The organism is Cupriavidus sp. YR651 (assembly GCF_900101625.1).
GTDB lineage: Bacteria > Pseudomonadota > Gammaproteobacteria > Burkholderiales > Burkholderiaceae > Cupriavidus.
Window position 1 is genome coordinate 155,766 of the sequence record NZ_FMYZ01000001.1, and the last position, 15,136, is coordinate 170,901.

The following is a 15,136-nucleotide window of genomic DNA, read 5'->3' on the forward strand; positions in this document are numbered from 1 at the left end:
GGTCGGTCTGTGGCGGCGGGCCGGCTCAACCGCGCAGGGCAGCGATCAGGCCGGCGCGCACTTCCTTCTTGTCGCCGAACGGATCCCCGGGGTTGCGCTGGCTGACGATGTCTTCCATGCGCTGACGCACTGTTTCCAGTGCCTGCGGGTGGGAGTAAATATAGAAGCTTTCGTCGCGAATCGCGTCGAAGGTGATCGTCGCGACGTCCGCCGCCGTGACCTTGCCTGAACTGACGGCCTTGTCCGACAACGCCTGCGACACCAGTTGCGAGCGCGTCGGCGGCGCATCGTTGCTCATCCCGGCCGGACGGTTGCGGTGCGACTGGCTGATGCCGGTCGGCACGAAATACGGGCACAGCACCGAGCAATGTACCTGCTCGGTCACCAGGCTGAGGTCCTGGTACAGCGATTCGGACAGCGACACCACCGCGTGCTTGGACACGTTGTAGACGCCCATCGCCGGCGGGTTGAGCAGGCCGGCCATCGACGCCGTGTTGATGATGTGGCCCCGGTAGGCGGGATCTTTTTCCGCCGCCGCCAGCATCAGCGGCGTGAAGATGCGCACGCCGTGAATCACACCGTACAGGTTGACGCCAAGCACCCAATCCCAGTCTTTTTCAGTGTTTTCCCAGAGCAGCCCGCCCGCGCCCACGCCTGCGTTGTTGAACAGCAGGTTGACTTCACCGAACGCGGCAATGGCCGCATCGGCCAGCGCCTGCACCTCTTCGGCGCGCGACACATCGGTACGCAGGCCGATGACCTGCGCGCCCTGCGCCTTGAACTCGGCCACGGTGGCGTCGAGCGCGTCCTCCTGCACATCGGCCAGCACCAGCTTCATGCCGAGCGAAGCACCGATCCGGGCGAACTCCTTGCCGAAACCGGACGCGCCGCCCGTAATCACCGCCACCTTGCTTTCGAATTGCTTCATTGTTGTCTCCTCCGGGCAATGATTGGTTGAATGGTCAAAAACGTCCGCGACAGATGTCCACGGCAGGCTGCAGGCGTCAGCCCGCCGCCTGCACGTGGTACCCCTGGCGCGGGAAATGGACGTTTACCGCTCCCGCACGCGGGTCCTGCCGGCGGATCGTCACGTGATGCTCTGTCAGCGACAGCAAAACCCCTGCCACCGGATCCTTCGCATAGTCGGTCGGCGTCACGGTCACGGCATCGCCGCCAGCCAGGCTGCTGCCGGGCAGGATCGTGGGATCGTGCGGCAGCGGATCGTTGTTCTGGGCATCGCCGATGGCGGCTTCGCCCGGAATCACGCGCAGCTTGCCGTGTCCGTAGGCCTGCATCCGCGCGAACCAGGTCTTGACCAGCGGATAGGCGTCGATCAGCGCCGCCAGCGGCGTGGCGCGGCGAATAAACCAGAGGTTGTGGAACAGCGAGAAATCGGCGATCGACAATTCCATCCCCGCCACATGGGCCACGCCGGCGGCGAATTGCGCTTGCAGTCGGCCCAGGGTTTCGTGCAGCATCGCCGCCGCTTCCGGCAATGGCATGCGCAGCGCGTTGGTGTCGCCGCGCATGGCCTTGCGGTCGGCCATGAAGGCCTGGATCTGCCCCGGCGAAAGATGGGCCAGCATGACCTGCACGCCCGCGGGTTGCATGGTGTAGGTCACCGACGCGGTGAACAGCACGCTGTCCAGCCACGCCGCCATGATGCGCGACTGCGCCGACTGCGCGACCGGATACAGCGGCGGATTCGGCGCCATGCGGTCCAGCACGTCGCAGATCAGCGCCGTATCGCAGTAGATATCGGCACCGATCTGCATGACCGGCGTGCGCCGGTAGCCACCGGTCAGCGCGATCAGGTCGGGCTTGGGCAGGATCGGCGGGATTTCCACCGCGTTCCAGGACAATCCCTTGGCGCCCAGCACAAGGCGGATCTTCTCGGAGAACGGTGAGGTGGCGTATTGGTGAAGAATGATGTCAGGCATGCGTCCCGGCTCCCTGGTTGCGGACGTTGCGTTATCGTCGGCGGCCGCCCGGCATCAGCGGCCCGCCTGCTTGAGCGCCTTGAGCGCCATGCGGTCGACCAGCGCCGGTGCCAGCAGCTTCAGCCACAGCCCGAGTCGTCCCTTGGCGGTCATCACGAGTTCGCGCTTGCGGGCGGCCATCGCGGCCACCATCTGGCGCGCGCACTCGTGTGCGCTCATCGCATCATCCTCGCGCAGGCGGCTTTCGCCAAGGGGGCGGCCATCGGGTCCGAAACCGTTGACCCGCGTTGCCGTCGCCACCACGCCCGGAAACACCACGCAGACATCCACGCCGCTGCCCTGCAGTTCGCACCGCAGGGCCTCGCAGAAGCCGGCCAGCGCGAACTTGCTGGCCGAGTAGGCCGTCCGCCCCGGCACCCCGACCTTGCCCGCCAGGCTGGACACCGCCACCATCAGCCCCCGGCGCGCGCGCAGGTGCGGCAGCGCCTCCCGCGTGCACCACATCGCGCCGAAGTAATTCACGCGCATGACGTGCTCGTAGTAGTGGTAGTCCGATACCTGCTCGAAGTAGCCATGCGCGGACACGCCTGCGTTATTGACGAGCACGTCCAGCCCGCCGTAGTGCGCCACCACGTCGCGGATCAGGCCGCCGCAGGCCGCCTCGTCGGCCACGTCGACGGTCCAGACCGCGGCATCGGCGGCCGGGAATTCGGTGCGAATGCGGGCGGCCAGCGCTTCCAGCAAGTCGCGGCGGCGCGCGGCCAGCGCCAGCCGCGCGCCCTGCTGGGCGAGCTGCAACGCCAGTTCCGCGCCGATGCCGTCCGAGGCGCCCGTGATCAGTACCACCTTTCCGGTGAACGGGGCCATGTGTCAGTCCAGCAGGTCCGGCTGTTCCTTGACGATGCGGGCGTACAGCGGCTGGAACTGGAACCAGCCCGCCTGCGACGTCCCCACGATCGAATAGGCCTGGCGCGCGGCCGCATCGCTGATGACCTTGAGCGGCGCATTGGTACGCGCCACGGCGGCTTCCGCCAGCAGCTGGACCTGGCAGGAGCGCTCCATGGTGATGAACCACCACGCCGCCTCGTCCACCGTCTTGCCGACCGTCAGCAAGCCGTGGTTCTGCAGGATCGCCGCCTTGTTGTCGCCCAGCGCGTTGGCGATGCGCTGGCCCTCGTCGAGTTCCACCACCACCCCGCCAAAATCGTCATAAAGGGCGTGGTCGTTGTAGAACGCGCAGACGTCCTGCGTCAGCGGATCGAGCAGGCGGCCCAGCGTGGACCATGCGCGGCCATGGGTGCTGTGCGAGTGCGCGGCAGCCACGGCGTCGGCGCGGGTCTGGTGCACGCGCGAATGGATCGCGAATGCGGCCGCATTGACCGGGTAGTCGCCCTCGACCACGTTGCCATGGTGATCGCAGCGGATCAGGTTGGACACCTTGACCTGGCTGAAGTGGACGCCGAACGGATTCACCCAGAAGGTGTCCGTGAACTCGGGATCGCGCGCGGTGATGTGGCCGGCCACGCCTTCATCGAAACCGAATTTCGAGAACAGGCGGAAGGCCGCCGCCAGCCGTTGCTTGCGGTGCAGGCGCTCCTGCGCCGGGGTATCGAACTGCGGCGGGCGTGGCAGGTTGCGATAGCGGGCCTTGACCTCTTCGGACAGGCCGGCGGCCATCTCGTCCGGGCGTGCGGCCGTGGATTGCGGGGCATTCATGGGGCGTGTCTCCTTGTGTCTTTCGCCGCGTCGTGGTGTTCGCGCGGCGTTGTCAGACGATGGCCCGGCCAGCCTGCGGGAGGCCGGCCGGGGCGCTGGCTCAGATCAGCTTCACCAGTTGCTTGCCGAAGTTCTTGCCCTTGAGCAGGCCCATGAAGGCCTCCGGCGCGCTGGCCAGGCCGTCGGCGATGCTCTCGCGGAACTTGATTTTGCCCTGGGCCACGTAGCCGCCCAGTTCCCTGAGGGCCTGCGGCCAGACTTCCATGTGTTCGGAGACGATAAAGCCTTCGATCTTCGCGCGCGACACCAGGATCGCACGCGGGTTCTTCAACGGCATGTCCTGGCCGTCATAGCCCGCGATCAGGCCGCACATGGCGATCCGGCCAAAGGCGTTCAGGCGCGCCAGCACCACGTCAAGGATGTCGCCGCCAACGTTCTCGAAGTAGCCGTCGATGCCGTCCGGCGTGACTTCCTTGACCATGGCGTAGAGCTCCTTCGAATCCTTCGCGGCCTTGTAATCCACGCAGGCGTCGAAACCCAGTTCCTTGACCACGTAGTCGCACTTGTCCTTGCCGCCGGCTACGCCGACCACGCGGCAGCCCGCCAGCTTGGCCAACTGGCCGACCACGCTGCCCACCGCACCGGACGCGGCGCTGACCACGACGGTTTCGCCCGCCTTCGGCGCGATGATCTTGTTCAGGCCATACCAGGCGGTCACACCGGGCATGCCCACCGACCCCAGGTACGCGGACAACGGAATGTGCGTGGTGTCGACCTTCTGCATGCCGCCGCCGTCCGTCACGCCCATTTCCTGCCAGCCGAACATGCCGACGACCTTGTCGCCAACGTTCCACTTCGGGTTCTTGCTGGCGATGACCTCGCCCACGGTGCCGCCGATCATCACCTCATTGAGCGGCTGCGGATTGGCGTAGGACTTGCCCTCGCCCATGCGGCCGCGCATGTAGGGGTCCAGCGACAGGAAATGGTTACGCACCAGCACCTGGCCGTCGGCCAGATCGGGCACGGGCACCTCTTCCAGGCGGAAGTTGTCCGGCGTGACGGCCGCTTCAGGGCGCGAGGCCAGGACGATGCGCTTGTAGGTTGGGTTCGACATGGTGGGTTCCTTCGCTCGGTAAGGTAAGGCTATGGTTGTCAACAACCGGTGCGGCGGGATCAGCCGTCCGCGCCCGAATCGGCCGCCCCGGCTTCGCGCCTGGGTGGCATGCGCTTGATGTACTTGAACGTGCCGGATGCCTTGGACACGGTCTTGCCGTCGGCGTCCACGATTTCTCCTTCGCAGAAGACCATCGTGGTGGTGCGGTGCACCGTCACGCCGCGCGCGGTCAGCTTGCCCCGGCCCGGCGCCATGAAGCTCGTCTTCATTTCGATGGTCACCACGCCGCGCCCTTCGGTGTCCGACGAGCGACCGGCGATGGCCATCGCCACGTCCAGCAGCGTCATCAGCACGCCGCCGTGGGCCATGTCCCAGCTGTTCTGGTGGCGCTCCAGGAGATCGAGTTCGATCTCGCTGCGGCCGCCTTCCATGAAGTTGCACCGTACGCCGAGGTCGGCAAGGAAAGGGATCTTGTGTTGGAAACCGTTGTGTTGCGTCATGGTCGTGGCTACGGATGAAAACTGGCGAGCGGCCGGCCCCTGCCGGCGCGCCCGACATTAGAGCACGCGCTCAGACCGCGCTCACGCCGCCATCCACGGCCAGCACCTGGCCGGTGATGTGCTTGCCGGCAGCGGTGGCAAACAGCAGCGCGGCGCCCTTGAGGTCTTCGTCGTCGCCCAGGCGGTGCAGGGGCACGCCGGCACACATCGCGTCGACGCCCAGCCGATCCAGCGAACCCTTGGTCATCTTCGACGGGAAGAAACCCGGCGCCAGCGCGTTGACGGTGATGTTGTGCTCGCCCCATTCGGCCGCCAGCGTGCGCGTGAAGTTGATCACGGCACCCTTGGAGGTGTTGTAGGCGATGGTCTCCATCGATCCCGGCGGGTTGCCCGCCAGCCCGGCGATCGACGCCACGTTGATCACGCGGCCGTGGCGGCGCGGGATCATCGACAGCTTGCCGATGCGCTGCGTCAGCAGGAACAACCCGCGGATGTTCAGGTTCATCACCTTGTCCCACGCTTCGATCGGATGATCCTCGGCGGGGGCGCCCCAGGTGGCGCCGGCGTTGTTGACGAGAATGTCGACGTGGCCCAGCTTCGCCAGCGCCTCGTCCGCCAGGCGGGCGATATCGGCGTCGCGCGCGCCGTCGGCGGCGATCCAGTCGGCTTCGATGCCACGCGCCTTCAGGTGCGCCTGCGCGCTCTGCAGTTCATCGGCCTTGCGTGCCGACAGCACCAGCCGGGCACCCTGCTCGCCGAGCGCCTCGGCGATCTGCAGCCCCAGGCCGCGCGAGCCGCCGGTAATCAGGGCCGTACGGCCCTTGAGGTCGAATAGTTGCTGGATGGTATGCATCGTTGTCTCCCAATATTTGTTATCTCAAGCCGCCACGCGGAATCGTTGCGCGATGTTGGCGGCTTGCCTGCGTCAGAACCACGCGTCCTGCATGTCCAGCGTGGTCCGGTCGAGCGTGGCCAGCAGGTCGAGCTGCGGGTGGATCTTCGGCAGCTCGAAGCGGTAGAAATACGCCGTGGCGGCCAGCTTGCCGCGATAGAAATCGGCATCCTCGCCCTGCGCGCCCGGCAACGCCGCGTGCGCAACCAGCGCCTGCTCCAGCCAGATCCACGCCACGACGGCATGCCCGAACGCCTCGAGGTAGATCGATGCGTTGGCGAGCGTCACGTTCGGATCGCCCGCGGCCCACAGGGTCCGGGTCACGTCCGAGAGGCGGGCGACGGCGGCACCCAGCGCACGGGCCTGCTCGCCCAGCCACGGGTCTCCGCTGGCCAGTGCCTGCCGGCACGTCGCCTGCACGCGTTCGCCCAGCAGGCGGAATGCCGCGCCGTCCTGCATCACGACCTTGCGGCCCAGCAGGTCCAGGCCCTGGATGCCGTGCGTGCCTTCGTGGATCGGGTTCAGGCGGTTGTCACGATAGAACTGCTCGACGTTGTATTCGCGCGTGTAGCCGTAGCCGCCGTGCACCTGGATCGCCAGGTTGTTGGCCTCCAGGCACCATTGCGACGGCCAGCTCTTGGCGATCGGCGTCAGGATGTCCAGCAGCAGCGACAGCTCGCGATGCTTGTCGGTCTCTCCCGCCGCACTGGCTGCGTGCTCCTCGTCGACCAGCCGCGCGCAATACAGGTTCAGCGCGAGGCCGCCTTCGACATAGCTCTTCTGCGCCAGCAGCATGCGGCGGATGTCGGCGTGCTCCACCAGCCTGACCTGCGGGCTGGAAGGGTCCTTGCCGCCGGGGCCCACCGGGCGGCCTTGCGGTCGATTGCGCGCGTAGTCGAGCGCATGCAGGTAGCCCGTATATCCGAGCGTCACCGCGCCGAGGCCCACACCGATCCGGGCCTCGTTCATCATGTGGAACATGCACGCCAGGCCCTTGTGGGGCTCGCCAACCAGATAGCCGATGGCGCCGGCCTTGCCGTCCGGTCGGTACTTCATGCCTTCGCCGAAGTTCAGCAGGCAGTTGGTGGTGCCGCGATACCCCATCTTATGGTTCAGGCCAGCCAGCACCACGTCGTTGTGCTCGCCCAGCGAGCCGTCGTCGTTCACCAGATACTTCGGCACGATGAACAGCGAAATGCCCTTCACGCCCGGAATCGGCTTGCCATCCGGGCCCGGAATCTTGGCCAGCACCAGATGGACGATGTTGTCCGACAGTTCATGCTCGCCGGCGGAAATCCACATCTTGTTGCCGCGCAGACGATACTGCGCGCCCAGCGGGGACTCGCCCTCGTAGTCGGCGCGCGTGGTGATATCCGACAGCGACGACCCCGCTTGCGGCTCCGAGAGGCACATCGTGCCGAAGAAGCGGCCTTCCAGCTCCGGGCGCACGAACGTATCGATCTGCGCCTGCGTGCCATGCGTGAGCAGCAGGTTGGCGTTGCCGATGGTCAGGAACGGATAGGAACTCGTGCCGACGTTGGCGGCCTTGAAGTATGCGAAGGCGGCCTTTTCCAGCGTCACCGGCAGTTGCATGCCGCCGTACTCGTAGTCCTGGCCGGCGGCCATCAGCCCGGCCTCGCAGAACGCGCGCAACGCGGCCTTGACTTCCGGAATGATGGTGACCGTCTCGCCGTCGAAGTGCGGCTCGTTGGCGTCGCTCTTCTTGTTGTGCGGCGCAAACAGGTCGGTGGCGATCTTCTCGCAGGTGTCGAGCGCGGCGTCGAAGGTCTCGCGCGAATGATCGGCGTAGCGCGGAATGCGGGCCAGCTCCTCGGCCTTGAGCCATTCGTACAGGACGAAATTCAGGTCACGACGGGAAAGAATCAGCGACATGGCAGGAAAGCTCTCAGGGGCATGCGTTGAAAGTCCGGCAAGGCAAATGCGCGCGATGCGGCCGACGCGCGGCGAAACTCGCGGCGAAAGAAAAGGGCGCCGATGCGCCCTTGCCCTTCGTGCGGTGTCAGCCGCCTTCGCCAAGGCGGGCGATGGTGCCCTGCGCCACCGCGCAGAGCTTTTCCTCGCCATCCCTGACCACGAAGACGTCGCAACGGACCACCGCCTGCTGGCGGCCGCTGGTCACGCACTCTGCCCGCGCGATCAGCGTGTCGCCAATCGCCGGACGGACGTAGTTGATCTTGTACTCGGACGTCACGACCGGTGCGGCCATGGCCGCACCGCCCGCGTAGGTCAACGCGTTGTCCGCCAGGTAGCTCACCACGCCGCCATGGACGAAGCCATGCTGCTGTAGCAGCGCGTGCTGCGTCGGCAGGCGCAGTTCGGCCTTGCCGGGCGACAGCGCGGCAAGCTCCGCGCCAATCAGGACCGAAAAGGGCTGGCTGGCCAGCACCTTCCGGCCCATCGCGAGCAGATCGACGGACATCGCGTCAGGCCTTGCCGGTCAGAGCACTTCGAACAGGCCGGCCGCGCCCTGGCCGCCGCCGATGCACATCGTCACCACGACGTACTTCACGCCACGGCGCTTGCCCTCGATCAGCGCATGGCCGACCAGGCGGGCACCGGACACGCCGTACGGGTGGCCCACGGCGATGGCGCCACCGTTGACGTTCAGGCGGTCCATCGGAATGCCCAGCTTGTCGGCGCAGTACAGCACCTGCACCGCGAAGGCCTCGTTCAGCTCCCACAGGCCGATGTCCTCGACCTTCAGGCCGGTCTTCTTGAGCAGCTTGGGCACCGCGAACACCGGGCCGATGCCCATTTCGTCGGGCTCGCAACCGGCCACGGCAAAGCCGCGGAACACGCCCAGCGGCTGCAGGCCCTTCGCAGCCGCCACGCGGGCGTTCATCACCACCGCCGCCGAGGCGCCGTCCGAGAACTGCGACGCGTTGCCCGCCGTGACCACGCCGCCGGGCATGGCCGTGCGGATCTTCGCCACGCCTTCCAGCGTGGTGTCGGCGCGGATGCCTTCGTCCGAGTCGATCGTGACTTCCTTCGTCATCAGCTGACCGGTGGCCTTGTCGGCCACGCCGGCCAGGACCGTCATCGGCACGATCTCGTCCTTGAACTTGCCGGCTTCCTGGGCGGCGGCGGCACGCAGCTGGCTCCGCACGCCGTACTCGTCCTGGCGCTCCTTCGAGATCTTGTAGCGCTTGGCCACGTTCTCGGCGGTCTGCAGCATGCTCCAGTAGATCTCCGGCTTGTTCTTGTTCAGCCAGCTTTCCTGCAGCATGTGGCGGTTCATCTCCTGCTGCACGCACGAGATGGATTCCACGCCGCCGGCCACGAAGATGTCGCCTTCATCGGCGATCACGCGCTGCGCTGCCATGGCGATGGTCTGCAGGCCGGACGAGCAGAAGCGGTTCACGGTGGCGCCGGGCACGGTGACCGGGCAACCTGCGCGCAGGGCGATCTGGCGCGCGATGTTGGCACCGGTGGCGCCTTCCGGGTTGGCACAGCCCATCAGCACGTCTTCCACCTCGCCAGCGTCGATCTTGGCGCGCGCGATGGCGTGCTGGACGGCGTGACCGCCCAGGGTCGCGCCGTGGGTCATGTTGAAAGCGCCCTTCCAGCTCTTGGCCAGCCCGGTGCGGGCCGTGGATACGATGACTGCCTCGTTCATGTCTTGCTCCTCGGTATCTTGGTGTCTCTTGCGAGAAATATTCAGTGTGTTCGGCGTGAAGCGTCAGGATTCAGGAAGCCAGGGGTTGTGACTGGCGGCCCCGGCCAGCAGCGCGTCGGAAGTCGTGCGCCGGACGCCGGCCGCGGCCAGGTCCTGCCAGGCCTTGTCGAGCGATCCGTTCAGGTCGATCGCGCGGCAGGCGTCCTCGACCATCACCGCCTCGAAGCCCGCGGCGCGTGCATCGAGCGCGCTCCAGGCGACGCAGTAGTCCGTGGCCAGGCCGACGCAGAAGACCCGCGCAACGCCCTGCTCGCGCAGGTAGCCCGCCAGGCCCGTCTTCGTGGTGCGGTCCGCCTCCAGGAAGGCGGAGTAGCTGTCCACGCCAGCATGGTGGCCCTTGCGGATCACCAGCCGGGCATGCGGCACGTGCAGGTCCGCATGCAGCGCGGCGCCCGGCGTGTCCTGCACGCAGTGGTCCGGCCACAGCACCTGCTCGCCATACGGCAACGTGGCGGTCTGGAACGGCGCCGCACCGGCGTGGCTGGTGGCAAACGACGCGTGACCGGCCGGATGCCAGTCCTGCGTCAGCACCACATGGCCAAACACCTGCGCCAGCCGGTTGATGACGGGCACGACTTCGTCGCCATGCGGCACGGCCAGCGCACCGCCCGGCATGAAGTCGTTCTGTACGTCGATCACCAGCAGGCAATCCTGCGCGCCGTAGGTCATGGTCGCCCCTGCTTCCTCACGCGATGGTCATCAGCCGTTGAAGCCCTTGCCCTCGTCGGCCAGCTTCTGCAGCAGCGGCGCGACGGCCCAGGCTTCGCCGTGGTAACCCTTGGCGTAGCGCTTCATCGACTGCGCCACGTTGAACAGGCCCACCTGGTCCGCGTACAGCATCGGACCACCGCGGAACAGCGGGAAGCCGTAGCCGGTCAGGTAGACCATGTCGATGTCCGATGCCTTCGAGGCAATGCCTTCCTGCAGGATCTTGGCGCCTTCGTTCACCAGCGCGAACACCAGGCGTTCCACGATCTCTTCATCCGAGATCTTGCGGCGCGTGATGCCGAGCTCCTTCGAGTGCTCGACGATCATGTCGTTGACCTGCTGGTTCGGGTACGGCTTGCGGTCGCCCGCCTTGTAGTCGTACCAGCCGGCGCCCGTCTTCTGGCCGAAGCGGCCCAGTTCGCACAGCTTGTCGGCGGTCTTCGAATACTGGATGTCCGGCTTGTCCACGGCGCGGCGCTTGCGGATGGCCCAGCCGATGTCGTTGCCGGCCAGGTCGCCCATGCGGAACGGGCCCATGGCGAAGCCGAATTTCTCGATGGCCTTGTCGACTTGCTCCGGCAGCGCGCCTTCGTCCAGCAGGTAGCCGGCCTGGCGGCTGTATTGCTCGATCATGCGGTTGCCGATGAAGCCATCGCACACGCCCGACACCACGGCGGTCTTCTTGATCTTCTTGGCGATCTGCATCACGGTGGCCAGCACGTCCTTGCCGGTCTTCTCGCCACGCACCACTTCCAGCAGCTTCATCACGTTGGCCGGGCTGAAGAAGTGCATGCCGACCACATCCTGCGGACGCTTGGTGAACGAGGCAATCTTGTTCACGTCCAGCGTGGAGGTGTTGGAGGCCAGGATCGCGCCATCCTTCATCACTTCGTCCAGCTTCTTGAAGACGATTTCCTTGACGCCCATTTCCTCGAACACGGCTTCGATCACCATGTCCGCGTCCTTGATGTCGTCATAGGACAGCGACGGGGTCAGCAGGGCCATGCGCTGCTCGACCTTTTCCTGCGTCAGCTTGCCCTTCTTGGCGCTGTTTTCGTAGTTCTTGCGGATCGTGGCCACGCCGCGGTCCAGCGCTTCCTGCTTCGTTTCCAGCATGGTCACCGGAATGCCGGCGTTCAGGAAGTTCATGGTGATGCCGCCGCCCATCGTGCCGGCGCCGATCACGGCGATCTTTTCGATCTTGCGGGTCGGCGTGCCTTCGGGCACGTCGGGGATCTTGCTGGCGGCGCGCTCGCCGAAGAACGCATGGCGCAGCGCGCGCGATTCCGGCGTGCCGACCAGGTACATGAAGCCTTCGCGCTCGGCCTTCAGACCGGCTTCGAACGGCTTGAGCGAGGCGGCCACGGCCTCCACGCACTTGCCCGGGGCCGGGAAATTCTTGGCCACGGCGGTCACGGTGTTCTTCGCGAAGGCCAGGAAGCCTTCGGCGTTCTCGTGCTTGACCTTCAGGTCGCGCACCTTCGGGTACGGGCCGGGGGCGGCGGCCACGTTCTGGGCAAACTTCACGGCGGCGGGCAGGACGTCGCCATCGACAACCTCGTCGAACAGCTTCGAGCCGGCGAACTTCTCCGAGGGAATGGCCGTGCCCGACACGATCATGTTCAGGGCATGCTCGAGGCCGATCACGCGCGGCAGGCGCTGCGTGCCGCCAGCGCCCGGCAGCAGGCCGAGCTTGACTTCCGGCAGCGCGATCTGGGCGCCCTTCGCGGCGACGCGGTAGTTGCAGCCCAGGGCCAGTTCCAGGCCGCCGCCCATGGCGACGGAGTGGATCGCAGCCACGACCGGCTTGGCCGAGGCTTCCACGGCACGGATCACCGAATGCAGCGTCGGCTCCTGCGTGGCCTTGGGCGTATTGAATTCGCGGATGTCGGCGCCGCCCGAGAATGCCTTGCCGGCGCCGGTGATGACGATGGCCTTGACGGCGGCATCGTCCAGCGCACGGGTCAAGCCTTCGACGATGCCCAGCCGGGTACTGTGACCAAGACCGTTGACGGGGGGATTGTCGAGCGTGATGACGGCTACGCCGTCCTGAACCTGATATTGCGCTGTCATGCGGGTTCCTTTGGTGTCTTGAGTTGTCTCGGGATTCGAATTCTCGAATGAAGGTTTCCTGCCGGGTGTCGCGAGTGCTGTTCTTATTCCCGCAATCCCTTGCTCCACGGGCCCTGGGCGCAACCGGGGGCACAAGAGCGGATCAAGCATACACAAAATAGCACGGTCGTTCAATTTCAATTTTCGACCATGGAAACCGCGTCATGCGCGGGCTTCATGCCGGCCTTTTCCGGCGTTCATGGTGATCCTCGCCCGGGGTGGAATCCCTCAGGGCGAACCCGTAGAAAACGCCCGGCTTATGGCGCCAGCGGCACTTGCCGCGAGGAGGATCGGCGGCATCGAGGGCGCAATCGACTTTATTTGACGCCGTCCTCGAATCGACTAAAAAAGACGCGGTAGACTCGCGCCTTTTCGTTTTTGGGGATGGCGTACGCCCCGGCGGCCCACAAGGCCACTGGCCCCCGAAGTTCCAGCGACCCTGATGCCTTCCCACTCCCACCCTCACCCTCACCAGCATCCGGTCGTCGAGCACGACGACCTGCGCCGCAAGCTCAAGGCGCGCCACCTGACCATGATCGCGCTGGGCGGCGCCATCGGTACCGGTCTCTTCGTCGCCTCGGGCGCGTCGATCGCCCAGTCCGGCCCCGGCGGCGCCCTGCTGGCCTACTGCCTCATCGGCCTGATGGTCTATTGCCTGATGACCAGCCTGGGCGAACTGGCCGTGCACATGCCCGTGGCCGGCTCCTTCGTGACCTACAGCGCCTTGTACGTGGACGAAGGCTTCGGCTTCGCGCTCGGCTGGAACTATTGGTTCAGCCTGGCGGTGACCATCGCCGTGGAGCTGACCGCCGCGCAGCTCGTCATGCAGTACTGGTTTCCCGACGTTCCCGGCGTGGTCTGGAGCGCGGGCTTTCTCTCCCTGATGTTCGTGCTCAACGCGTTTTCCGTGCGCGGCTTTGGCGAGGCCGAATACTGGTTCGCGTTGATCAAGGTCGTCACGGTCATCATCTTCCTGGGCGTGGGCGTGCTGATGATCTTCGGCATTCTCAAGGGCGGACCGCAATCCGGCTGGCACAACTTCACCACCGGCGAGGCCCCCTTCGTGGGCGGTGTGCCGGGGCTGTTCGCGGTGGCGATGATCGCGGGATTCTCGTTCCAGGGCACCGAGACCGTCGGCGTGGCCGCCGGCGAGGCCGAGGACCCGGCCCGCACGATTCCCCGCGCGATCCGCCAGACCTTCTGGCGCATCCTGATGTTCTATGTGGTGGCAATCCTGATCATCGGCGTGCTGATTCCCTACACCGACCCGAGCCTGCTGCGCAACGACGTGACCGACGTCGGCGTGAGCCCGTTCGCACTGGTGTTCCGCCACGCCGGGCTGGCCTTTGCCGCCGGGCTGATGAACGCGGTGGTACTTACCGCGCTGCTGTCGGCGGGCACCTCGAGCATGTACGTCTCCACCCGGATCCTGTACGGGCTGGCCGTCAGCGGCCGTGCGCCGCGAGCGTTCGGCAAGCTGACACGGGCCGGCGTGCCGTTCAACGCGCTGCTGGCGACGACCGCGATCGGCGCCTTGTGCTTCTTCAGTTCACTGTTTGGCGACAAGGCCGTGTACCTGTGGCTGCTGAACACGTCGGCCATGACCGGCTTCTTCGCGTGGCTCGGTATCGCGGTCAGCCACTATCGGTTCCGCCGCGGGCTGATCGCCCAGGGGTACCAGCTCAGCGACCTCGCCTACCGGTCCCCGCTCTACCCGTTCGGGCCGATCTTCGCGGGCGTGCTGTGCCTGGTCATCGTGGCCGGGCAGAACTACCAGGCCTTTGCCGATATCCCGGGCCGCTGGCAGGAAATCCTCGCCACCTATATCGGCGTACCGATGTTCCTGGCGCTATGGATCGGCTATCGCCTGGTGCGCAAGTCGCGGATGATCGACTACGAGGACATGCCGTTCGAGTTGCCGAAGCCGGCCAGCACGCGCAAGACTTGATCGCAACGGCATGCAACCTTCCCCCGGCAAAGTACAACAACTAGTCCTTTGCCTCAGCGAATAGATTCCGCAGCGCCGGCTGTGGCTCAACTGGGCGTGGTCCATACCGCTTGTCGGCAATGCCGTCCTGGCAGGTTACCTGGGGAATTGAGATGCCATGGGCGAACATCGAGCACGCGGGTCGCACGGTGATGTCGGCGTGGCTGTTGTTCCACCTCATCGGGCTAGCCATGCAGTCGCTGCTCGCCGCAGGGGAAATACAAGCCAGACCCGCGGACTTCTCCGCCAGCCTGCCTGTCCGGGAAGCGCTCCGGTTTCCCGACATGATGGCGCTGCTTCGCTACAACGCCATGCGAGCGATGCAGGCATTGTTCGGGATCGCAGGACTCTGGTTCCGTCAGCCAAGCCCCTGGCTGAATTGGGCGTGCCTGCTGCCATGGTTCGGCACGATCGCGCTCGAATGGCTGACGGGCGCCCGGTCGCTCGCCCTTCTCCTCGACCACTGAGAC

The 15,136-nt window shown here is 66.2% G+C and carries 14 protein-coding genes; 2 read left to right on the forward strand and 12 right to left on the reverse strand.

The window, feature by feature from the left end; translation table 11 throughout:
- Window positions 1–25: 25 nt before the first annotated feature.
- The 12 genes from BLR29_RS00690 to BLR29_RS00745 all read right to left on the reverse strand — a co-directional run bounded on the left by BLR29_RS00690 (window position 26) and on the right by BLR29_RS00745 (window position 12,640).
- Window positions 26–928: an SDR family oxidoreductase gene (locus BLR29_RS00690; RefSeq protein WP_092133786.1), complete on the reverse strand. Its 903-nt coding sequence runs from the start codon at window positions 926–928 to the stop codon at window positions 26–28.
- Between the two features lie 76 nt (window positions 929–1,004).
- Window positions 1,005–1,940 carry a glutathione S-transferase family protein gene (locus tag BLR29_RS00695; protein WP_092133788.1) on the reverse strand — a complete coding sequence of 312 codons (936 nt, stop codon included), beginning with the start codon at window positions 1,938–1,940 and terminating at the stop codon, window positions 1,005–1,007.
- A gap of 54 nt (window positions 1,941–1,994) precedes the next feature.
- Window positions 1,995–2,807: an SDR family oxidoreductase gene (locus BLR29_RS00700; protein ID WP_092133790.1), complete on the reverse strand. Its 813-nt coding sequence runs from the start codon at window positions 2,805–2,807 to the stop codon at window positions 1,995–1,997.
- Between the two features lie 3 nt (window positions 2,808–2,810).
- Window positions 2,811–3,656, reverse strand: coding sequence for a class II aldolase/adducin family protein (locus BLR29_RS00705; protein ID WP_092133792.1), 846 nt, complete (start codon window positions 3,654–3,656; stop codon window positions 2,811–2,813).
- 100 nt (window positions 3,657–3,756) lie between these two features.
- Complete coding sequence (locus tag BLR29_RS00710) at window positions 3,757–4,770, reverse strand: NADP-dependent oxidoreductase (RefSeq protein WP_092133794.1); 1,014 nt, start codon at window positions 4,768–4,770, stop codon at window positions 3,757–3,759.
- Window positions 4,771–4,829: 59 nt separating this feature from the next.
- Window positions 4,830–5,270, reverse strand: coding sequence for a PaaI family thioesterase (locus BLR29_RS00715; protein ID WP_092133796.1), 441 nt, complete (start codon window positions 5,268–5,270; stop codon window positions 4,830–4,832).
- Between the two features lie 70 nt (window positions 5,271–5,340).
- A complete protein-coding gene (locus BLR29_RS00720) occupies window positions 5,341–6,123 on the reverse strand; it encodes an SDR family oxidoreductase (RefSeq protein WP_092133798.1) in 783 nt (260 codons plus the stop codon).
- 72 nt (window positions 6,124–6,195) lie between these two features.
- The gene (locus BLR29_RS00725; protein ID WP_092133800.1) at window positions 6,196–8,055 is read right to left on the reverse strand and encodes an acyl-CoA dehydrogenase; all 1,860 of its coding nucleotides are present in this window, start codon (window positions 8,053–8,055) and stop codon (window positions 6,196–6,198) included.
- Window positions 8,056–8,182: 127 nt separating this feature from the next.
- On the reverse strand, window positions 8,183–8,602 hold the full coding sequence (locus BLR29_RS00730; RefSeq protein ID WP_092133802.1) for a PaaI family thioesterase: 420 nt from the start codon (window positions 8,600–8,602) through the stop codon (window positions 8,183–8,185).
- A gap of 18 nt (window positions 8,603–8,620) precedes the next feature.
- Complete coding sequence (locus BLR29_RS00735) at window positions 8,621–9,799, reverse strand: acetyl-CoA C-acyltransferase (RefSeq protein WP_092133804.1); 1,179 nt, start codon at window positions 9,797–9,799, stop codon at window positions 8,621–8,623.
- Window positions 9,800–9,862: 63 nt separating this feature from the next.
- Complete coding sequence (gene pncA / locus BLR29_RS00740) at window positions 9,863–10,528, reverse strand: bifunctional nicotinamidase/pyrazinamidase (RefSeq protein ID WP_092133806.1); 666 nt, start codon at window positions 10,526–10,528, stop codon at window positions 9,863–9,865.
- A 30-nt stretch (window positions 10,529–10,558) separates the two neighbouring features.
- Complete coding sequence (locus BLR29_RS00745; protein ID WP_092133808.1) at window positions 10,559–12,640, reverse strand: 3-hydroxyacyl-CoA dehydrogenase NAD-binding domain-containing protein; 2,082 nt, start codon at window positions 12,638–12,640, stop codon at window positions 10,559–10,561.
- 481 nt (window positions 12,641–13,121) lie between these two features.
- Between BLR29_RS00745 and BLR29_RS00750 the strand changes: the two genes are divergently transcribed.
- Both BLR29_RS00750 and BLR29_RS00755 read left to right on the forward strand, forming a co-directional pair.
- Entirely contained in the window at window positions 13,122–14,627 is a 1,506-nt protein-coding gene (locus tag BLR29_RS00750; RefSeq protein ID WP_092133810.1) for an amino acid permease, read from the forward strand.
- 152 nt (window positions 14,628–14,779) lie between these two features.
- A complete protein-coding gene (locus BLR29_RS00755) occupies window positions 14,780–15,133 on the forward strand; it encodes a hypothetical protein (protein WP_092133812.1) in 354 nt (117 codons plus the stop codon).
- The last annotated feature ends 3 nt before the right edge of the window (window positions 15,134–15,136 follow it).

Bases quoted from the DNA above. Each gene is read 5' to 3' on its own strand.
- BLR29_RS00690 (WP_092133786.1), bottom strand. From the start codon at position 928: ATGAAGCAATTCGAAAGCAAGGTGGCGGTGATTACGGGCGGCGCGTCC.
- BLR29_RS00695 (WP_092133788.1), bottom strand. From the start codon at position 1,940: ATGCCTGACATCATTCTTCACCAATACGCCACCTCACCGTTCTCCGAG.
- BLR29_RS00700 (WP_092133790.1), bottom strand. From the start codon at position 2,807: ATGGCCCCGTTCACCGGAAAGGTGGTACTGATCACGGGCGCCTCGGAC.
- BLR29_RS00705 (WP_092133792.1), bottom strand. From the start codon at position 3,656: ATGAATGCCCCGCAATCCACGGCCGCACGCCCGGACGAGATGGCCGCC.
- BLR29_RS00710 (WP_092133794.1), bottom strand. From the start codon at position 4,770: ATGTCGAACCCAACCTACAAGCGCATCGTCCTGGCCTCGCGCCCTGAA.
- BLR29_RS00715 (WP_092133796.1), bottom strand. From the start codon at position 5,270: ATGACGCAACACAACGGTTTCCAACACAAGATCCCTTTCCTTGCCGAC.
- BLR29_RS00720 (WP_092133798.1), bottom strand. From the start codon at position 6,123: ATGCATACCATCCAGCAACTATTCGACCTCAAGGGCCGTACGGCCCTG.
- BLR29_RS00725 (WP_092133800.1), bottom strand. From the start codon at position 8,055: ATGTCGCTGATTCTTTCCCGTCGTGACCTGAATTTCGTCCTGTACGAA.
- BLR29_RS00730 (WP_092133802.1), bottom strand. From the start codon at position 8,602: ATGTCCGTCGATCTGCTCGCGATGGGCCGGAAGGTGCTGGCCAGCCAG.
- BLR29_RS00735 (WP_092133804.1), bottom strand. From the start codon at position 9,799: ATGAACGAGGCAGTCATCGTATCCACGGCCCGCACCGGGCTGGCCAAG.
- pncA (WP_092133806.1), bottom strand. From the start codon at position 10,528: ATGACCTACGGCGCGCAGGATTGCCTGCTGGTGATCGACGTACAGAAC.
- BLR29_RS00745 (WP_092133808.1), bottom strand. From the start codon at position 12,640: ATGACAGCGCAATATCAGGTTCAGGACGGCGTAGCCGTCATCACGCTC.
- BLR29_RS00750 (WP_092133810.1), top strand. From the start codon at position 13,122: ATGCCTTCCCACTCCCACCCTCACCCTCACCAGCATCCGGTCGTCGAG.
- BLR29_RS00755 (WP_092133812.1), top strand. From the start codon at position 14,780: ATGCCATGGGCGAACATCGAGCACGCGGGTCGCACGGTGATGTCGGCG.